Annotated in this window: 11 protein-coding genes, 4 rRNA genes and 1 pseudogene; all 16 read right to left on the bottom strand. The window is 33.2% G+C overall.

Going from position 1 to position 19,310, the window contains the following annotated elements:
- Positions 1–71 precede the first annotated feature (71 nt).
- Positions 72–482 (bottom strand): 50S ribosomal protein L23, encoded by a 411-nt coding sequence (gene rplW / locus HLA92_RS00720; RefSeq protein WP_171112544.1) that lies wholly within the window; start codon positions 480–482, stop codon positions 72–74.
- A complete protein-coding gene (rplD, locus tag HLA92_RS00715; protein WP_171112542.1) occupies positions 482–1,255 on the bottom strand; it encodes a 50S ribosomal protein L4 in 774 nt (257 codons plus the stop codon). Before rplD ends, rplW begins: the two co-directional genes overlap by 1 nt.
- Positions 1,256–1,398: 143 nt before the next feature.
- A pseudogene (gene rplC, locus HLA92_RS00710) lies at positions 1,399–2,076 on the bottom strand (50S ribosomal protein L3); the annotation flags it as partial.
- A gap of 66 nt (positions 2,077–2,142) precedes the next feature.
- Positions 2,143–2,448, bottom strand: coding sequence for a 30S ribosomal protein S10 (gene rpsJ / locus HLA92_RS00705; protein ID WP_237023532.1), 306 nt, complete (start codon positions 2,446–2,448; stop codon positions 2,143–2,145).
- A 574-nt stretch (positions 2,449–3,022) separates the two neighbouring features.
- Positions 3,023–5,920: ribosomal RNA gene (locus HLA92_RS00700) — 23S ribosomal RNA — on the bottom strand.
- A gap of 246 nt (positions 5,921–6,166) precedes the next feature.
- Positions 6,167–7,686: ribosomal RNA gene (locus tag HLA92_RS00695) — 16S ribosomal RNA — on the bottom strand.
- 181 nt (positions 7,687–7,867) lie between these two features.
- Positions 7,868–10,765: ribosomal RNA gene (locus tag HLA92_RS00690) — 23S ribosomal RNA — on the bottom strand.
- A gap of 247 nt (positions 10,766–11,012) precedes the next feature.
- Positions 11,013–12,532, bottom strand: a 16S ribosomal RNA gene (locus HLA92_RS00685).
- The 16S and 23S rRNA genes sit together here, the layout of an rRNA operon.
- A gap of 371 nt (positions 12,533–12,903) precedes the next feature.
- Positions 12,904–13,989, bottom strand: a complete 1,086-nt coding sequence (locus tag HLA92_RS00680) for a nicotinate-nucleotide adenylyltransferase (RefSeq protein WP_171112536.1) — start codon at positions 13,987–13,989, stop codon at positions 12,904–12,906.
- A 9-nt stretch (positions 13,990–13,998) separates the two neighbouring features.
- Positions 13,999–15,240 (bottom strand): Y-family DNA polymerase, encoded by a 1,242-nt coding sequence (locus HLA92_RS00675; RefSeq protein ID WP_171112533.1) that lies wholly within the window; start codon positions 15,238–15,240, stop codon positions 13,999–14,001.
- The gene (gene sufU, locus HLA92_RS00670) at positions 15,233–15,661 is read right to left on the bottom strand and encodes a Fe-S cluster assembly sulfur transfer protein SufU (RefSeq protein ID WP_171112531.1); all 429 of its coding nucleotides are present in this window, start codon (positions 15,659–15,661) and stop codon (positions 15,233–15,235) included. The genes HLA92_RS00675 and sufU overlap by 8 nt, the downstream gene beginning before the upstream one ends.
- The gene (locus tag HLA92_RS00665; protein ID WP_171112529.1) at positions 15,648–16,805 is read right to left on the bottom strand and encodes an aminotransferase class V-fold PLP-dependent enzyme; all 1,158 of its coding nucleotides are present in this window, start codon (positions 16,803–16,805) and stop codon (positions 15,648–15,650) included. The genes sufU and HLA92_RS00665 overlap by 14 nt, the downstream gene beginning before the upstream one ends.
- 13 nt (positions 16,806–16,818) lie before the next feature.
- Positions 16,819–17,556 carry a TlyA family RNA methyltransferase gene (locus HLA92_RS00660; protein WP_171112525.1) on the bottom strand — a complete coding sequence of 246 codons (738 nt, stop codon included), beginning with the start codon at positions 17,554–17,556 and terminating at the stop codon, positions 16,819–16,821.
- Complete coding sequence (locus HLA92_RS00655; RefSeq protein WP_171112524.1) at positions 17,544–18,041, bottom strand: hypothetical protein; 498 nt, start codon at positions 18,039–18,041, stop codon at positions 17,544–17,546. The genes HLA92_RS00660 and HLA92_RS00655 overlap by 13 nt, the downstream gene beginning before the upstream one ends.
- A 1-nt stretch (position 18,042) precedes the next feature.
- Entirely contained in the window at positions 18,043–18,450 is a 408-nt protein-coding gene (locus HLA92_RS00650; protein WP_171112521.1) for a transcription antitermination factor NusB, read from the bottom strand.
- Between the two features lie 7 nt (positions 18,451–18,457).
- Entirely contained in the window at positions 18,458–19,273 is an 816-nt protein-coding gene (locus HLA92_RS00645) for a TIGR00282 family metallophosphoesterase (RefSeq protein WP_171112519.1), read from the bottom strand.
- Positions 19,274–19,310: the final 37 nt, after the last annotated feature.

Here is a 19,310-nt window from a genome sequence, read left to right as displayed (position 1 = left end):
CCTCTACTTAAAAATATTGTTTTCTTTTAAGTTATATTATTTTTTTATTAATTGTTATGTAACTAAAATAGTTATTTATTTTTTTCTTCAGTTACTTTTTGAATTTTTGCAGCTGCTTTTTTTTCTGCTTCAGACAATTCTTTAACAGTTTCTTTATTATTTGAAGAAACTAATTCTTTGTCTTTTTTATTTTCTTCTTCATTTGGGAAGAATGAAATACTATTTCCATCAGCTAAATATACTAATGCTTTTTTATATGCCTTAGTAAATCCTTGAAAACGACCAATTCTTTTTGGTTTTTTAGATACTTTTATAATGTTAACTTTTTCCACTTTAACATTAAAAATAAATTCAACTGCTTTTCTAATTTCTACTTTATTAGTTTTTCTGTCAACTGCAAATGAATAAACATTTTGTCCATGCATTTGTTGATATGTTTTTTCAGTTAATATTGGATACTTAATAACTTCATTAATATTCATTACTTAACCAAACTTTCTAAGATTTTTAAATCTTTTTCACTTATCAATAAACAATCTGTTGCTAATAATTCTTCAACTGATAAACTTGTTACTTTTAATGTTTTGACATTATTTAAATTTCTTGCACTCAAGAATACATTTAAATCACTTGTTACAATTAAGACTTTATTATTATTTAATTTTAATTCTTTTAATTGTTCAACTAATGTTGAAGTAGAAGGTTTTTTTAGTTTAAATTCGTATACAAATACTTGTTTTGCTTTTGCTAATTGACTTAATGCACTTCTCACTGCTAAACTTCTGATTTTTTTATTAACTTTTAATGAATAATTTTTAGCAGTAGTTGGTCCAAAAGCTCTTCCTCCACCTACAAATATTGGTGAACGTAATGAACCAGTTCTTGCTCTACCAGTTCCTTTTTGTTGTCATGGTTTTTTACCAGTTCCAGAAACATGACCTCTATTTTTAACTGCATGAGTTGATAATCTACGACTAGCTCTATCACTTAATACAGTATCAAATATTGCTTGTGTATGAACTGTTTCTAATCCAAATAACTTATCATTTAATAATTCTTTACTAAATTGAAGAGTTTTTGTTTCAACAGGTGTATTGGTTTTTTTAACAACTACAGGGGTCTTTTTAACCTCTGATGGATTTTTAGTTTTAATAGTTTTTGATGTTTTGTTATTAGTTGATGTTGGTTTTTTAGTTGAAGAAGTAGTTTTTACTGACTTGTTAATGGTTTTTTTAGTTTCCTTATTTTCAGCCATAATTAATTTTCTCCTTCTTCATTGTTTTCTGCTTCTACAGCTTTTTCTTCAGCTTCTTTTAATAATTGTTTCATTTCGCTAATTGACATTGTTGTTGTAAGTTCAACACCGTATTTTTTAGCTTGCTCAAATAATTCATTTTTTTCTAAAGCAATTTTTAAATCAACTAATGTAATAGCTTCTTTAGCTGGTAATCCTTTAACATTTTGTTTAATAGTTACAAAAGATTTTTTAGCACCAGGTATTGAACCTTTTACAACTAATAAGTTATTTTTAACATCTACATAAACAATTTCTAAATTTTGGATAGTTGATTTAACAGATCCTAAATGTCCAGGCATTGTCATACCTTTTACAACTTTATTACCTGAAATATCACCAATTGAACCAGTTTGACGAACTGGTTTTGATCCTCCACCTCCACCATGAGATTTAGGTCCTATTTTTTGATTGTGACGTTTAATCGCACCAGCGAAACCTTTTCCTTTTGAAATAGAAGTAACATCAACAATTTCTCCTGCTTCAAAAAGAGATGCATCAATAATTTGACCTAATTCATAACCTGTCATATTACGAATTTCTTTAACGAAGCGCTTAGGTGTTGTGTTAGCTTGTTTGAATCTATTAATTTCAGGTTTTTTAATTCTTGATTGTTTTTTATCTTCTACAGCTATTTGTGTTGCAACGTAACCATCATTATCAGCTGTAAGAACTTTAGTAACAACATTTGGTTTAACTTCAATTACAGTAACTGGAATTTGTTCACCTAAATTAGTGAATAATTGAGTCATTCCAACTTTTCTTCCTAAGATTCCTTTCATAATTTTCCTTTCATTTTAAAATTTATTTTAATATTTGATATATTTAAATAAAAAATATAACTGTTGTTAAACAGTTTGTATTGTTATTTGAACACCAGCAGGCAATTTAATACGTTTAAATTGATCTAGTAATTTTTCAGAAACATTATCAATAATAATTAAACGTTTATGAGTTCTAGATTCAAATTGTTCACGAGATTTTTTATTAACGTGTACTGAACGTAAAATTGTAATAATTTCTTTTTTAGTTGGTAATGGAATAGGTCCACTAACAATTGCGTCATTATCACTATTAGCTAATGTTATTATTTTAACAGAAGCATTATCTACTAATGTATGTTCAAATGATTTTAGTTTAATATTTATTTTCATTTTGTTCTCCTTGTCCATATTTTTGGATCAGATTCAACATAAATTGATTAATACACGAGAGAACAACTAAGCTCGGTGTATCATAACCTTATGTATCATAATCTAATAGTTGCTATAATATTATAACAAAAAAAAGTTTTTCTTAGATTTTTTAATAAGAAAAACTAAAAATTAAACTAATGATTATAAATATAATTAAACTATATCAAGTTAATATTTTAAATCGAAATTGTCCATTTTTTCAATTAATATAATGATAAATAGTACATGAAAAAGTTGATAATATTATACTGGTAATTCAATAGGAAATAAATATATTAGATTGTAAATAATTTTTACTATTTGATAAATATTTTATAAAAAAAACGAACAAACAAAATAAAAAAATTATTGAAAAATACAAAAATAAAAATTGTAAAAATTTAATAATTCTATTTTTCAAATAATTTTTTTTAGTGTTTATTCTAATTTGTTTCATAATTAAAATTATATCAATATTTTAATTTCAAAAAATATTTTATAGAACTCTGAAAACTGAATAGAAAATTTATACATTTACCAATATAAAATAATTACTATTAAACCATTGAATTTATTAGTACTGGTCAGCTGAATGTATTACTACACTTACACCTCCAGCCTATCAACCTCATAGTCTATAAGGAATTTCATAGGGAATATTCATCTTTGAGGAGGCTTCCCGCTTAGATGCTTTCAGCGGTTATCCTTTCCGTACTTGGCTACCCAGCTATGCTTCTGGCGAAACAACTGGAACACCATCGGTACGTCCACTCCGGTCCTCTCGTACTAAGAGCAGCTCTCATCAATATTCCAACGCCCACATCAGATAGGAACCGAACTGTCTCACGACGTTCTGAACCCAGCTCGCGTACCGCTTTAATGGGCGAACAGCCCAACCCTTGGAACCGACTCCAGCTCCAGGATGCGATGAGCCGACATCGAGGTGCCAAACCTTCCCGTCGATGTGATCTCTTGGGGAAGATAAGCCTGTTATCCCCGGGGTAGCTTTTATCCGTTGAGCGACGGCCTTTCCATGAAGTACCGCCGGATCACTAAGTCCTGCTTTCGCACCTGCTCGACTTGTAGGTCTCACAGTCAATCACACTTTTACCTTTATGCTCTACATACAGTTTCTGACTGTACTGAGTGTAACTTTGAACGCCTCCGTTACCCTTTAGGAGGCGACCGCCCCAGTCAAACTACCCACCACGCACTGTCCTCCTACCAGATAATGGTAGCAAGTTAGAATTTCAAATTAACAAGGGTGGTATTTCAAGGATGACTCCACTTAGACTAGCGTCTAAGCTTCAAAGTCTCCCACCTATCCTACACATGTTAAGCCAAAATTCAATACGAAGTTATAGTAAAGCTCCACGGGGTCTTTTCGTCTTGATGCGGGAACCCAGCGTTTTCACTGGGACCATAATTTCACCGAGTCCAATGTTGAGACAGTTAAGAGATGATTGCGCCTTTCGTGCAGGTCAGTATTTAGCCGACAAGGAATTTCGCTACCTTAGGACCGTTATAGTTACGGCCGCCGTTCACCCGGGCTTCAAATCAGTGCTTCGCATAAGCTAACACATCATCTTAACCTTCGGGCACTGGGCAGGCGTCACCCTATATACATCGTCTTACGACTTAGCATAGAGCTGTGTTTTTGATAAACAGTTCCCCCTCACATTTTACTGCGGCCAATATTTCTATTGGCATCCCTTCTTGCGAACTTACGGGATAATTTTGCAGAGTTCCTTAACATTGGTTTTCTCGCTCGCCTTAGAATACTCATCTTGGGGACGTGTGTTCGTTCTCGGTACAGGTCCCTTAAAGCTTAAGTTAGAAGCTTTTTTAAGAAGCATGGAATCACATAATTCATTACTATGTTGCCATTTCATTATGCATAACATCTTAAGGTTATGTTACTAGGGATTTACCTCCAGTAACCCTCTAAATGCTTACCCCACAATCCGATAAGTGGTAATGCTATCCTTCTCCGTCACTCCATCACACTTTAAGGAAGTACAGGAATATTAACCTGTTGTCCATCGGCTACGCCTTTCGGCCTCGTCTTAGGTCCTGACTAACTCTGGGTGGACGAACCTTGCCCAGAAAACCTTCCCCAATAGGCGTCAGAGATTCTCACTCTGAATCGTTACTCATACCGGCATTCTCACTTCTAAGCGCTCCACTAGTCTTCACAGTCTAGCTTCAAAGCCCTTAGAACGCTCTCCTAACGCACTTACGTGCCCGTAGCTTCGGTATTGTGTTTTAGTCCCGTTAAATTATTGGCACAGGATCTCTCGACTAGTGAGCTATTACGCACTCTTTAAACGATGGCTGCTTCTAAGCCAACATCCTAGCTGTTTAAGAAATCCCACAACCTTTCTCACTTAACACAATTTTGGGACCTTAGCTGACGATCTGGGTTGTTTCCCTCGCGAGCATCGACGTTATCACCGATGTTCCGACTGCATAGCAATTCATAATGGTATTCGGAGTTTGATTATAGTCAGTACAGCTAGGCGCCGCCATTCCATATTCAGTGCTCTACCCCCATTATTTAACACTACACGCTAGCCCTAAAGCTATTTCGAAGAGAACCAGCTATCTCCAAGTTCGATTGGAATTTCACCCCTACCCACAAGTCATCCGGGCACTTTTTAGCGTACTACGGTTCGACCCTCCGCTTAGTTTTACCTAAGTTTCAGTCTGCTCATGGGTAGATCACCTGGTTTCGGGTTTATAACAACATACTTAAGCGCCCTATTCAGACTTGATTTCTCTACGGCTTCGCTTTATTCTACTTAACCTAGCATGTTGTCATAACTCGCCGGTCCATACTGCAAGATGTACGCCATCACCCATTAACGGGCTCTGACTAACTGTAAGTAATTGGTTTCAGAATCTATTTCACTCCCCTCTCGGGGTTCTTTTCACCTTTCCCTCACGGTACTAGTTCACTATCGGTGTCTGGTTAGTATTTAGCCTTACCGGATGGTCCCGGCTGATTCAGACAGGGTTTCACGTGCCCCGCCCTACTCGGGATACAACTAAGAGATTCATAAATTTCACATACGGGACTTTCACCCTATATTGTGGAGCATTCCAACTCCTTCTGTTATCTATGAATTTTTTAACTCTATATAAGTCGTCCCACAACCCCAACAACAAATGTTGGTTTAGGCTTTTCCCACTTCGCTCGCCGCTACTAAGGGAATCATTTTTTATTTTCTTTTCCTGTTGGTACTAAGATGTTTCAGTTCTCAACGTGTCTCACATTTCTAACTATGTATTCATTAGAATGCAACTAGAGATTAATCTAGTTAGGTTTCCCCATTCGGAAATCCCCGTTTCATAGCTTATTTCCAGCTCAACGAGGCTTATCGCAGGTAATCGCGTCCTTCATCGACTTCCAGACCCAAGGCATCCACCAAAAACTCTTACTTATTTAATAGTATGACCTATTATCTTAATTTTATTTTTAAGATTAGATATGATTTTGTATTCTATATTGGTTGATCAAAACGTTTGAAATATTAATATTTACAAATGTCTTTTCTATTCAGTTTTCAAAGAACTATAAAGAGAGATAGATCTCTCAAAACTGGATATAAATATTTATAAATCTTTTTTTTGTAACATTTTAATAACTTATTGTTATTATAATTGATTATTAATTTAATAATCTTTGACTCCGTAGAAAGGAGGTGATCCATCCCCACGTTCTCGTAGGGATACCTTGTTACGACTTCACCCCAGTCACCGGTCCTACCTTAGACAGTCGTCTCCGAAGTTAACAAACCGGCTTCGGGCATTACCAGCTCCCATGGTGTGACGGGCGGTGTGTACAAGACTCGAGAACGTATTCACCGCAACGTTGCTGATTTGCGATTACTAGCGATTCCGACTTCATGAAGTCGAGTTGCAGACTTCAATCCGAACTGAGATCGGCTTTTTGAGATTTGCTCCACGTCACCGTATTGCATCTCTTTGTACCGACCATTGTAGCACGTGTGTAGCCCCACTCGTAAGAGGCATGATGATTTGACGTCATCCCCACCTTCCTCCTGGTTACCCAGGCAGTATTTCTAGAGTCCTCAGCATTATCCGTTAGTAACTAAAAATAGGGGTTGCGCTCGTTATAGGACTTAACCTAACATCTCACGACACGAGCTGACGACAACCATGCACCATCTGTCATTCCGTTAACCTCCACTATATCTCTATAGCTTTGCGAAAGATGTCAAGAGTGGGTAAGGTTCTCCGCGTATCTTCAAATTAAACCACATGCTCCACCGCTTGTGCGAGTCCCCGTCAATTCCTTTAAGTTTCACTCTTGCGAGCATACTACTCAGGCGGATCATTTAATGCGTTAGCTGCGTCAGTGAATTCTCCACCGACTAATGATCATCGTTTACAGCGTGGACTACCAGGGTATCTAATCCTGTTTGCTCCCCACGCTTTCGTCCCTCAGTGTCAATATAGACCCAGTAAGCTGCCTTCGCCTTTGGTGTTCTTCCATATATCTACGCATTTCACCGCTTCACATGGAATTCCGCTTACCTCTATCTAATTCTAGTTTGTCAGTATCTAATGCATACCGGGGTTGAGCCCCGGGCTTTGACACCAGACTTAACAAACAACCTACGAACGCTTTACGCCCAATAATTCCGGATAACGCTTGCGACCTATGTATTACCGCGGCTGCTGGCACATAGTTAGCCATCGCTTTCTGATTAGGTACCGTCAGCTAAAAATCATTTCCTATTTTTAGTGTTCTTCCCTAATAACAGCACTTTACAACCCGAAGGCCTTCATCGTGCACGCTGTGTCGCTCCATCAGGCTTTCGCCCATTGTGGAATATTCCCTACTGCTGCCTCCCGTAGGAGTCTGGGCCGTATCTCAGTCCCAGTGTGGCCGTTCAGTTTCTCAACCCGGCTAAACATCATAGTCTTGGTAGGCCATTACCCTACCAACTAACTAATGTTCCGCGCCCTCATCTTTTAGTGAAGCTTTAAGGCTCCTTTCATATTAAAATCATGCGATCTTAATACATATCCGGTATTAGCAAACGTTTCCGTTTGTTATCCCAATCTAAAAGGTAGATTAAGCACGTGTTACTCACCCATTCGCCACTAGTAGCAAGCTACTCGTTCGACATGCATGTATTAGGCACACAGCCAGCGTTCATCCTGAGCCAGGATCAAACTCTTATATATAATTGAATTGACGATTTATGGTATTTATATCCAGTTTTGAAAGAACTATATATTTAAATGCTTATACATTATACACTATATTTTAACTTTGATTTAAAAAAGTGTAAAAAAAACAGAATTCATTTTATAGAACTCTGAAAACTGAATAGAAAATTTATACATTTACCAATATAAAATAATTACTATTAAACCATTGAATTTATTAGTACTGGTCAGCTGAATGTATTACTACACTTACACCTCCAGCCTATCAACCTCATAGTCTATAAGGAATTTCATAGGGAATATTCATCTTTGAGGAGGCTTCCCGCTTAGATGCTTTCAGCGGTTATCCTTTCCGTACTTGGCTACCCAGCTATGCTTCTGGCGAAACAACTGGAACACCATCGGTACGTCCACTCCGGTCCTCTCGTACTAAGAGCAGCTCTCATCAATATTCCAACGCCCACATCAGATAGGAACCGAACTGTCTCACGACGTTCTGAACCCAGCTCGCGTACCGCTTTAATGGGCGAACAGCCCAACCCTTGGAACCGACTCCAGCTCCAGGATGCGATGAGCCGACATCGAGGTGCCAAACCTTCCCGTCGATGTGATCTCTTGGGGAAGATAAGCCTGTTATCCCCGGGGTAGCTTTTATCCGTTGAGCGACGGCCTTTCCATGAAGTACCGCCGGATCACTAAGTCCTGCTTTCGCACCTGCTCGACTTGTAGGTCTCACAGTCAATCACACTTTTACCTTTATGCTCTACATACAGTTTCTGACTGTACTGAGTGTAACTTTGAACGCCTCCGTTACCCTTTAGGAGGCGACCGCCCCAGTCAAACTACCCACCACGCACTGTCCTCCTACCAGATAATGGTAGCAAGTTAGAATTTCAAATTAACAAGGGTGGTATTTCAAGGATGACTCCACTTAGACTAGCGTCTAAGCTTCAAAGTCTCCCACCTATCCTACACATGTTAAGCCAAAATTCAATACGAAGTTATAGTAAAGCTCCACGGGGTCTTTTCGTCTTGATGCGGGAACCCAGCGTTTTCACTGGGACCATAATTTCACCGAGTCCAATGTTGAGACAGTTAAGAGATGATTGCGCCTTTCGTGCAGGTCAGTATTTAGCCGACAAGGAATTTCGCTACCTTAGGACCGTTATAGTTACGGCCGCCGTTCACCCGGGCTTCAAATCAGTGCTTCGCATAAGCTAACACATCATCTTAACCTTCGGGCACTGGGCAGGCGTCACCCTATATACATCGTCTTACGACTTAGCATAGAGCTGTGTTTTTGATAAACAGTTCCCCCTCACATTTTACTGCGGCCAATATTTCTATTGGCATCCCTTCTTGCGAACTTACGGGATAATTTTGCAGAGTTCCTTAACATTGGTTTTCTCGCTCGCCTTAGAATACTCATCTTGGGGACGTGTGTTCGTTCTCGGTACAGGTCCCTTAAAGCTTAAGTTAGAAGCTTTTTTAAGAAGCATGGAATCACATAATTCATTACTATGTTGCCATTTCATTATGCATAACATCTTAAGGTTATGTTACTAGGGATTTGCCTCCAGTAACCCTCTAAATGCTTACCCCACAATCCGATAAGTGGTAATGCTATCCTTCTCCGTCACTCCATCACACTTTAAGGAAGTACAGGAATATTAACCTGTTGTCCATCGGCTACGCCTTTCGGCCTCGTCTTAGGTCCTGACTAACTCTGGGTGGACGAACCTTGCCCAGAAAACCTTCCCCAATAGGCGTCAGAGATTCTCACTCTGAATCGTTACTCATACCGGCATTCTCACTTCTAAGCGCTCCACTAGTCTTCACAGTCTAGCTTCAATGCCCTTAGAACGCTCTCCTAACGCATTTTCATGCCCGTAGCTTCGGTATTGTGTTTTAGTCCCGTTAAATTATTGGCACAGGATCTCTCGACTAGTGAGCTATTACGCACTCTTTAAACGGTGGCTGCTTCTAAGCCAACATCCTAGCTGTTTAAGAAATCCCACAACCTTTCTCACTTAACACAATTTTGGGACCTTAGCTGACGATCTGGGTTGTTTCCCTCGCGAGCATCGACGTTATCACCGATGTTCCGACTGCATAGTAATACATAATGGTATTCGGAGTTTGATTATAGTCAGTACAGCTAGGCGCCGCCATTCCATATTCAGTGCTCTACCCCCATTATTTAACACTACACGCTAGCCCTAAAGCTATTTCGAAGAGAACCAGCTATCTCCAAGTTCGATTGGAATTTCACCCCTACCCACAAGTCATCCGGGCACTTTTTAGCGTACTACGGTTCGACCCTCCGCTTAGTTTTACCTAAGTTTCAGTCTGCTCATGGGTAGATCACCTGGTTTCGGGTTTATAACAACATACTTAAGCGCCCTATTCAGACTTGATTTCTCTACGGCTTCGCTTTATTCTACTTAACCTAGCATGTTGTCATAACTCGCCGGTCCATACTGCAAGATGTACGCCATCACCCATTAACGGGCTCTGACTAACTGTAAGTAATTGGTTTCAGAATCTATTTCACTCCCCTCTCGGGGTTCTTTTCACCTTTCCCTCACGGTACTAGTTCACTATCGGTGTCTGGTTAGTATTTAGCCTTACCGGATGGTCCCGGCTGATTCAGACAGGGTTTCACGTGCCCCGCCCTACTCGGGATACAACTAAGAGATTCATAAATTTCACATACGGGACTTTCACCCTATATTGTGGAGCATTCCAACTCCTTCTGTTATCTATGAATTTTTTAACTCTATATAAGTCGTCCCACAACCCCAACAACAAATGTTGGTTTAGGCTTTTCCCACTTCGCTCGCCGCTACTAAGGGAATCATTTTTTATTTTCTTTTCCTGTTGGTACTAAGATGTTTCAGTTCTCAACGTGTCTCACATTTCTAACTATGTATTCATTAGAATGCAACTAGAGATTAATCTAGTTAGGTTTCCCCATTCGGAAATCCCCGTTTCATAGCTTATTTCCAGCTCAACGAGGCTTATCGCAGGTAATCGCGTCCTTCATCGACTTCCAGACCCAAGGCATCCACCAAAAACTCTTACTTATTTAATAGTATGACCTATTATCTTAATTTTATTTTTAAGATTAGATATGATTTTGTATTCTATATTGGTTGATCAAAACGTTTGAAATATTAATATTTACAAATGTCTTTTCTATTCAGTTTTCAAAGAACTATAAAGAGAGATAGATCTCTCAAAACTGGATATAAATATTTATAAATCTTTTTTTTGTAACATTTTAATAACTTATTGTTATTATAATTGATTATTAATTTAATAATCTTTGTACTCCGTAGAAAGGAGGTGATCCATCCCCACGTTCTCGTAGGGATACCTTGTTACGACTTCACCCCAGTCACCGGTCCTACCTTAGACAGTCGTCTCCGAAGTTAACAAACCGGCTTCGGGCATTACCAGCTCCCATGGTGTGACGGGCGGTGTGTACAAGACTCGAGAACGTATTCACCGCAACGTTGCTGATTTGCGATTACTAGCGATTCCGACTTCATGAAGTCGAGTTGCAGACTTCAATCCGAACTGAGATCGGCTTTTTGAGATTTGCTCCACGTCACCGTATTGCATCTCTTTGTACCGACCATTGTAGCACGTGTGTAGCCCCACTCGTAAGAGGCATGATGATTTGACGTCATCCCCACCTTCCTCCTGGTTACCCAGGCAGTATTTCTAGAGTCCTCAGCATTATCCGTTAGTAACTAAAAATAGGGGTTGCGCTCGTTATAGGACTTAACCTAACATCTCACGACACGAGCTGACGACAACCATGCACCATCTGTCATTCCGTTAACCTCCACTATATCTCTATAGCTTTGCGAAAGATGTCAAGAGTGGGTAAGGTTCTCCGCGTATCTTCAAATTAAACCACATGCTCCACCGCTTGTGCGAGTCCCCGTCAATTCCTTTAAGTTTCACTCTTGCGAGCATACTACTCAGGCGGATCATTTAATGCGTTAGCTGCGTCAGTGAATTCTCCACCGACTAATGATCATCGTTTACAGCGTGGACTACCAGGGTATCTAATCCTGTTTGCTCCCCACGCTTTCGTCCCTCAGTGTCAATATAGACCCAGTAAGCTGCCTTCGCCTTTGGTGTTCTTCCATATATCTACGCATTTCACCGCTTCACATGGAATTCCGCTTACCTCTATCTAATTCTAGTTTGTCAGTATCTAATGCATACCGGGGTTGAGCCCCGGGCTTTGACACCAGACTTAACAAACAACCTACGAACGCTTTACGCCCAATAATTCCGGATAACGCTTGCGACCTATGTATTACCGCGGCTGCTGGCACATAGTTAGCCATCGCTTTCTGATTAGGTACCGTCAGCTAAAAATCATTTCCTATTTTTAGTGTTCTTCCCTAATAACAGCACTTTACAACCCGAAGGCCTTCATCATGCACGCTGTGTCGCTCCATCAGGCTTTCGCCCATTGTGGAATATTCCCTACTGCTGCCTCCCGTAGGAGTCTGGGCCGTATCTCAGTCCCAGTGTGGCCGTTCAGTTTCTCAACCCGGCTAAACATCATAGTCTTGGTAGGCCATTACCCTACCAACTAACTAATGTTCCGCGCCCTCATCTTTTAGTGAAGCTTTAAGGCTCCTTTCATATTAAAATCATGCGATCTTAATACATATCCGGTATTAGCAAATGTTTCCGTTTGTTATCCCAATCTAAAAGGTAGATTAAGCACGTGTTACTCACCCATTCGCCACTAGTAGCAAGCTACTCGTTCGACATGCATGTATTAGGCACACAGCCAGCGTTCATCCTGAGCCAGGATCAAACTCTTATATATAATTGAATTGACGATTTATGGTATTTATATCCAGTTTTGAAAGAACTATTAATTATTAGCAAATAAGATTATACACTATATTGATTATATTTTAAATAAAAAATATTTTATCTTGTAGTTTACTAATGCAATATTAATATTACCACATTTTTATAATAATTTATAAAAAAAATAAAAATATTATTTTTTCATTAACTAAAAAAGATGTAAAAAATTAATTGCTAAATAATGATACCATAAAATGATTATTATTTATAAAAAAACATAAATTTAAAATAATAAGTCGAAAGAAAAATTTTAAAATTTTAATTTATTATTTTAAATTAAAAAATTCAAGTAGCACTATTACACTTACTTGAATTCCAATTAATTTATTCATTATTTTTTATATTATATTCATATATATTATTTTGTTCATTAGTCAAAGAATAATTATTGTCTTTATAATAATTTCAAATTTTTAAAACTAAATTTTTATAACCTTCATCAAAATTATTAAATACCATATTACGATATCTTTGTATTCCTTTTCAGGCTCTTCCCATACAGATTTTATCAGCAACATATATTATTTTTGCTAATGTTGTCATTGAATATGTTAAGGTAGTATGGTGTTTAATTGCATTTAATAGTTCTTTATTTTTTATTAACAAAATATTTTTTAAATATAAATATCCTGTTAGTTGATGCAATTCATGGTCATTTACATCTTTATCATTAACATTATATTTTTTTAAAAAATTTCTATGTGTATCAATTGATCATTCTTTTGTAATATCATGTAATAAACCAGCATAATAAGCTATTTTTTGTGAATAATTTAAATAAATAGCTAATTTAGAAGCAAATTCTGCAGTTTGTTTACAATGTTTATATCGATTAACTGATAAAGTATTTCTTAAAATATCATCAAAATATAAATAATTTTCTGCTATATAATTTTGTACATCCTTTGTTACCATTTCTATATTTCCCTGTCTATAATCAGTAGAAGAAAAATTATATAAAGTATTATTCATTATTTTAATATGGTATTTTTTTAAATTTGCTTTATTAATATTATCTGAACGACGATAACAAACTAATTCAACTAAATCATTAAATTCATCAACATTTTCTCATTTATGAATTGTATCTAAATTGTCAGAACCGAATAAAAAATATAATTTATCATTTGGAAATTTATTTTTAAAATATCTTAAGGTATCTATTGTATATGATGGTCCTTTTTTATTAATTTCAAATGCACTAACTTCCATTTTATCTTCTAAAATAAGTTGTATCATATTATATCTATGATTACAATCTACAGATTTTTGTTTAGTTTTAAATGGATTTACATAAACAGGAATAAAAATTAATTTATCTAAACCTAAATTTTCAATTGCATGTTTAGCTATTTTTATATGTCCTTTTGTTATTGGATCAAAAGTTCCACCATACAAACCTATTTTCATATTTCCTCATTACGTTTTTATTTTACTTTTTAAAATATTTTTATAATTTTCATTTACAAATTTAGTATTACTAATTTTTGATTTTTCTTTTTTTTGTACATCGTTTGCCATTTGTAATATTTTTTTGTTATACATTGAATTAATACTATTAACTATTTCTTTTGCATTTTGTTTTTTTCTATTTTCGAAAATATTTAAGCTCATATCACCATTTGATTTTAATTCTGATACTGTTACACCTACTCCACGTAGTGGAATTTCATTTCAATGTTCTCAAAATAAACTTTGTATACATTTATAAATATTATTAAATGAAAAAATATTATCATGAACATTTTCTTGAAATGAAATTCATATTCCATTTAATTGTCTTAATGATAATTTTACAATAGAACCAAAATTATTATTTAATTTTAATCGTTCTGCTACTTTAAATGATAAATATTGTAATTGTTTTAAAATATCTTCACCATTAACTAAACTTTCAGATTCAAAAGTTAAACTATTACCAATGGATTTAATAGTGGTAGTTATTTTTTCTTTTTTTAAAACTTCATTACCTAAAATTTGTTGTTTTAAATTTCAAAAATTATTACCTAAATATTTTTTTAAAGTATCAAAATCATCATAATTTACAAAATCTTCAATAGTTTTAATTCCTAAATTAATTAATTTCTGAGAATTTTTTTTACCAATTCCAAAAAACTCATTAATAGATAATTTATAAAAATGTTTTTGTATATCATCTTTTTTAGTAATTAATATACCATTCGGTTTTGCTAGATTTGTGGACATTTTTGCAAGAAATTTACTAAAACTGATTCCGATTGAACAAGGAATTTTAAATAGTTTTAAAATTTCTTGTTGAATTTTTTTTGCTCTTTGATAAGCTTCTTCAAATGTAAAAATTTCTTCACTTAAATCAATATAACATTCATCAATACTATATATTTCTAAATTTTTGGTTATATTATTATAGACATAATCAAAAATCCGATTACTTATTAAATTATAAAAAGCTAAATTTGGTTTTACAAGTTTGATATCAGGTATTAAAGATTTTAATTCATAAACAGGAGTGGCTACTTTTGCACCTAATTTTTTTGCTTCATAACTTAAGGCAGAAACTATTGATCTTTTGGTATCTTTTGCTATTGCAACTGGGACATTTTGTAATTCATTTTTTGTTATTCTTTCACAACTAACAAAAAATGAATCCATATCAATATGAAAAATTATTTTGTTATTCAATATTTAATGCTTTTTTAAATGATCTAGAAATAATGATTGCACATTCAACACGATTAAGATGTATTTTGACATTTTCAAAAATAACTAAATCACCTAATATCTCCATATTATTGACTTTAGAATTTAAAATCATATTTTCATATTCTTGAATTATTATTTTTATTTCATCAATAGTTTTATTTTTTAAAATATCTATCATAATATCAGTAGCAGCAATAAAAATAGAACAACCTATCCCATTAAAACTAGCATTTGTTAAAATATTATTTTTTATTTCGACATTTAAAACTAAGTTATCAGCACAACCAGTATTTGAGTGATCTAAAATACTTTTTGCATCTTGATATTTTAAAAAATTATTAGGTTTTTCATAATGTGAATAAATTATTTCTCTTTTTTCTAAATTACTATAAGTAGTCAATAAAATCACCTCCTGTTTTTAATTTTGCAATTAATTTATCTACATCTGATTCATCATTATAAAAAGCTAATGAAATTCTTACATATGTACCATGAAATTCACTTATATTTTCCATAAACCATGCACAAAAAGTTCCACTTCTAACATAAATTGAATTATTTCCTAAATAACTTGCTACATCTTGACTTGCTACATTTTTTACATTAAATAAACATATAGAATCACCTGGTTTAGAATATAAAATAACATTATCCAGTAATTTTAATTTATTATGTAATAAGTGTGAAATATAATTAACTTTTTTATTTATATTTTCAAGTCCGATTGCAAATACAAAATCAAGAGCAGCATTTAATTGAAAAATGCCAGCATAATTATGAGTTCCTGGTTCAAATGCTAGTGGAGATAATGAATCTGTATAATTTAAATATTTAGAAGCTCCACCACCAAATTTTTTAGGTCTTAATTTATGAAAAAGACGTTTTGAAAAAATCATTGTTCCTAATCCTGTTGGACCGTAAAATTTATTAGCAGACATAATTATTGCATCACTATTTTTAATAGTAACTTTTTTATAACCAATTGCTTGAGCTGCATCGTTTATTAAAAATGCATCATTTTTTAAACATAATTGGTATATTTCATCTAAATTATAATCAATATTTAAATTATTTGTAATTTGGCTTAAACAAATAATTTTAGTTTTAGATGAAATCATATTTAATAATTCTTGTTGGTCAGAAAAATATTTATATGTGATATTTTTGTTTTGTAAATAATAAAAGAAAGGGAGGACATTAGACGCATGATTAAAGATAGAAAATAATATTTCATCACCATCTTCAACTATATCTTCTATCATCATTGCAATTTGATTTAAACTTTCAGTTGATCCTGAAGTAAAAATGACATTATTTTCATCAGCATCAAGTAATGATGCTAATTTTTCTCTTGTTTGATATATAAATGTACTAGTTTTATGTCCTAATTTTGAATCTTTTGTTCTTGTAGATACTGAATATTTAGTATAAAAATCATTCCCAGCTTCACAAACTACATCTGGTTTTAATGATAATGCAGCATTATCAAAATAAACTAAATCTGGATTATTTATTAACATTGGGAAACGATTTTTATAATTCATATTTTACCTTCCGTTATCTTTTTGTAAATAGTGCAAGATATTCAATATTTTTGGATTTAGTTCCAGTAATTGGACTTTTTGTTATTTTATTAAAATTAAATTCATTGTCTGATGCAAAACTTTTTACTTTTTCAATTAAATATGGATGATATTGTTCATCGACATAACCACCTATTTCAACATACTTTGATGATGCTTCAAATTGTGGCTTGATTAAAACTACAATTTGTTTATCTTTGTCCAATAATTTTTTTGCTACTTCAAAAACATATTTTAAACTAATAAAACTAACATCGCATGTTATGAAATCAAGTTTTTCATCGAAATAACTTAATTCTAGGTCTTTTAAATTAGTTTTGTCGTAATTTATCACTTTTTTATTATTTACTAATGAATTATGTAATTGTGTTTGTCCAACATCTACTGCATAAACTTTTTTTGCTTTATATTTTAATAAAACATCTACAAATCCACCAGTACTTGCACCAAGATCTAAACAAATAAAATCTTCTGGATTTAATTTAAATTCTTGAATTGCTTTTAAAAGTTTATAAGATCCTCTTGAAACGTATTCTTTTTGATTAATTATTTCAATTTTTGAATCTTCACTAAACTTTAATGATGGTAAAAATATTTTATTACTATTTACTAAAATATTTCCACTTCTAACTTGCATTTCAGCATCTGAAATTGTAAACTTAAACTTTTCACTTACTAAAATATCTAATCTTTTTTTGACTATTTTACTCATTTTAATATTTGTTTGATATAAAAGTTAAAGTTTATACTTACTTTTTCTAGGCTTTCTGCAAATTCATTAAAAAGTCGACGTTTTTCTTCATTAATAGTTATTTCACCACCAATAATAAATACATTAGGAACTTTATGTTTTTTATCAAAAAAATAAGTCGAAGTTTGAAAAATGTAAAAAAGAAATTTAGCAAAACTTTCTCATTTACAATTGATAAATTCTTTTTTAAATGTAAATCTATTTTTCATAAAAATGTCAACATACATATCTTTTAAAAAGTTTTTTTCTAACAATTCGTATTCAATTTTTATTAATTCATTAATTGAAAGTGAACTTTCAAATAATAAAAATATTTTAGAAACTAAAAACTGCATTTGTTTATGTTTAAAACGTGATATATATTTTAATGACTTAGGATTTGTATATGATAATAATTTGAGTTTTCTAATGGTATTGTTAATTTTTTGAATATTATCTTGATTCATATTATCTTTTAAATTTATCTAAAATACCATTTACAAATTTATATGCATTACCTGGACTATATATTTTAGTAATATTGATCATTTCATTAATAACTAAAGCAGGTTCATTAAAATTCATTTCAAAAACTCCATAAATTAGAATAGCTCTTATCAAAGGTTCAATTTGTTCTCATTGTCGATCATTTGTGGCTAATTTTAATAAATGTTTGATTTTGGGTAAAGTGAATTTTAATTTTTCAATTGTTTGAACTTTATTTTCATTTATATTAATATCATCAAAAAGTTTGTCAATATTTATATCTTTTTCTAAAAGTTCACATTGATATAAAATAGATATATATTCCATTCTTTGTTTCATTCTATCATATGAAAAGTTAACTGTTTTTTTAATTTTATCAATTGAATCCATAAAGTCCTTATTCTATAATATTTATTAGTTTGATTTCTTGTTTAGTTTTATCTTTAGTTAATTTAAAATAAATAGCATTTATTTGACAAGAATTAGGGGAAGTTTGAAATTTTGCTCTTAAACCATAACGCATTTTTTCATAAACTTCTTTATAATTTGCTCCTATAGCAGAATTATGTGGCCCACACATTCCAACATCTGTACAATAATAAGTTCCATTAGGCAAAATTCTTGCATCATTAGTTTGAACATGGGTATGAGTTCCTAAAACAGCTGAAACTTTACCATCACAATAAAGTGAAAAAACATTTTTTTCACTTGTTGTTTCACCGTGAAAATCTATAATTAGAAAATCCGGTTGATGATTTTTTAAAATGTCATCAATTTTATTAAAAAAATCATCAGCCGATTCTTCATTTCAAGGATTTAGTAAAATATTAAATTGAATACCCATCATTGAAACTATTCCAATAGTAAAATTTTTTACTTTGAATTCACGATAACCGCTACCAGGATATGTATTTTTTATATTAGCTGGCCTTATAACATCATCATTATCAATAATATTTATAATTGATTCTTCAGCTCAAACATGATTTCCTAATGTAAATGCATCAATTCCTATTTCTTTTAATTTTTGATATTCTTCAGGTCTAAAACCCTTTCTACCTGAAACATTTTCAGCTTGAGCTATTAAAAAGTCGGGTTTATATTCTACTTTTATTTTATCTATGTATTTTTTTACGACATTAATACCTGGATCACCAAAAATATCACCAAAAAATACTATATTAATTTCATTGTCACTATTTTTAACATACATAATAATATGATTATAATTTAAAATTATAATAATATCA

The sequence above is a fragment of the Mycoplasma miroungirhinis genome, from assembly GCF_013008815.1.
Taxonomy (GTDB): Bacteria; Bacillota_I; Bacilli_A; order Mycoplasmatales; family Metamycoplasmataceae; genus Metamycoplasma; species Metamycoplasma miroungirhinis.
Note: the sequence above shows the minus strand (reverse complement) of the source record. Positions and strands in the feature narration are given on the sequence as shown.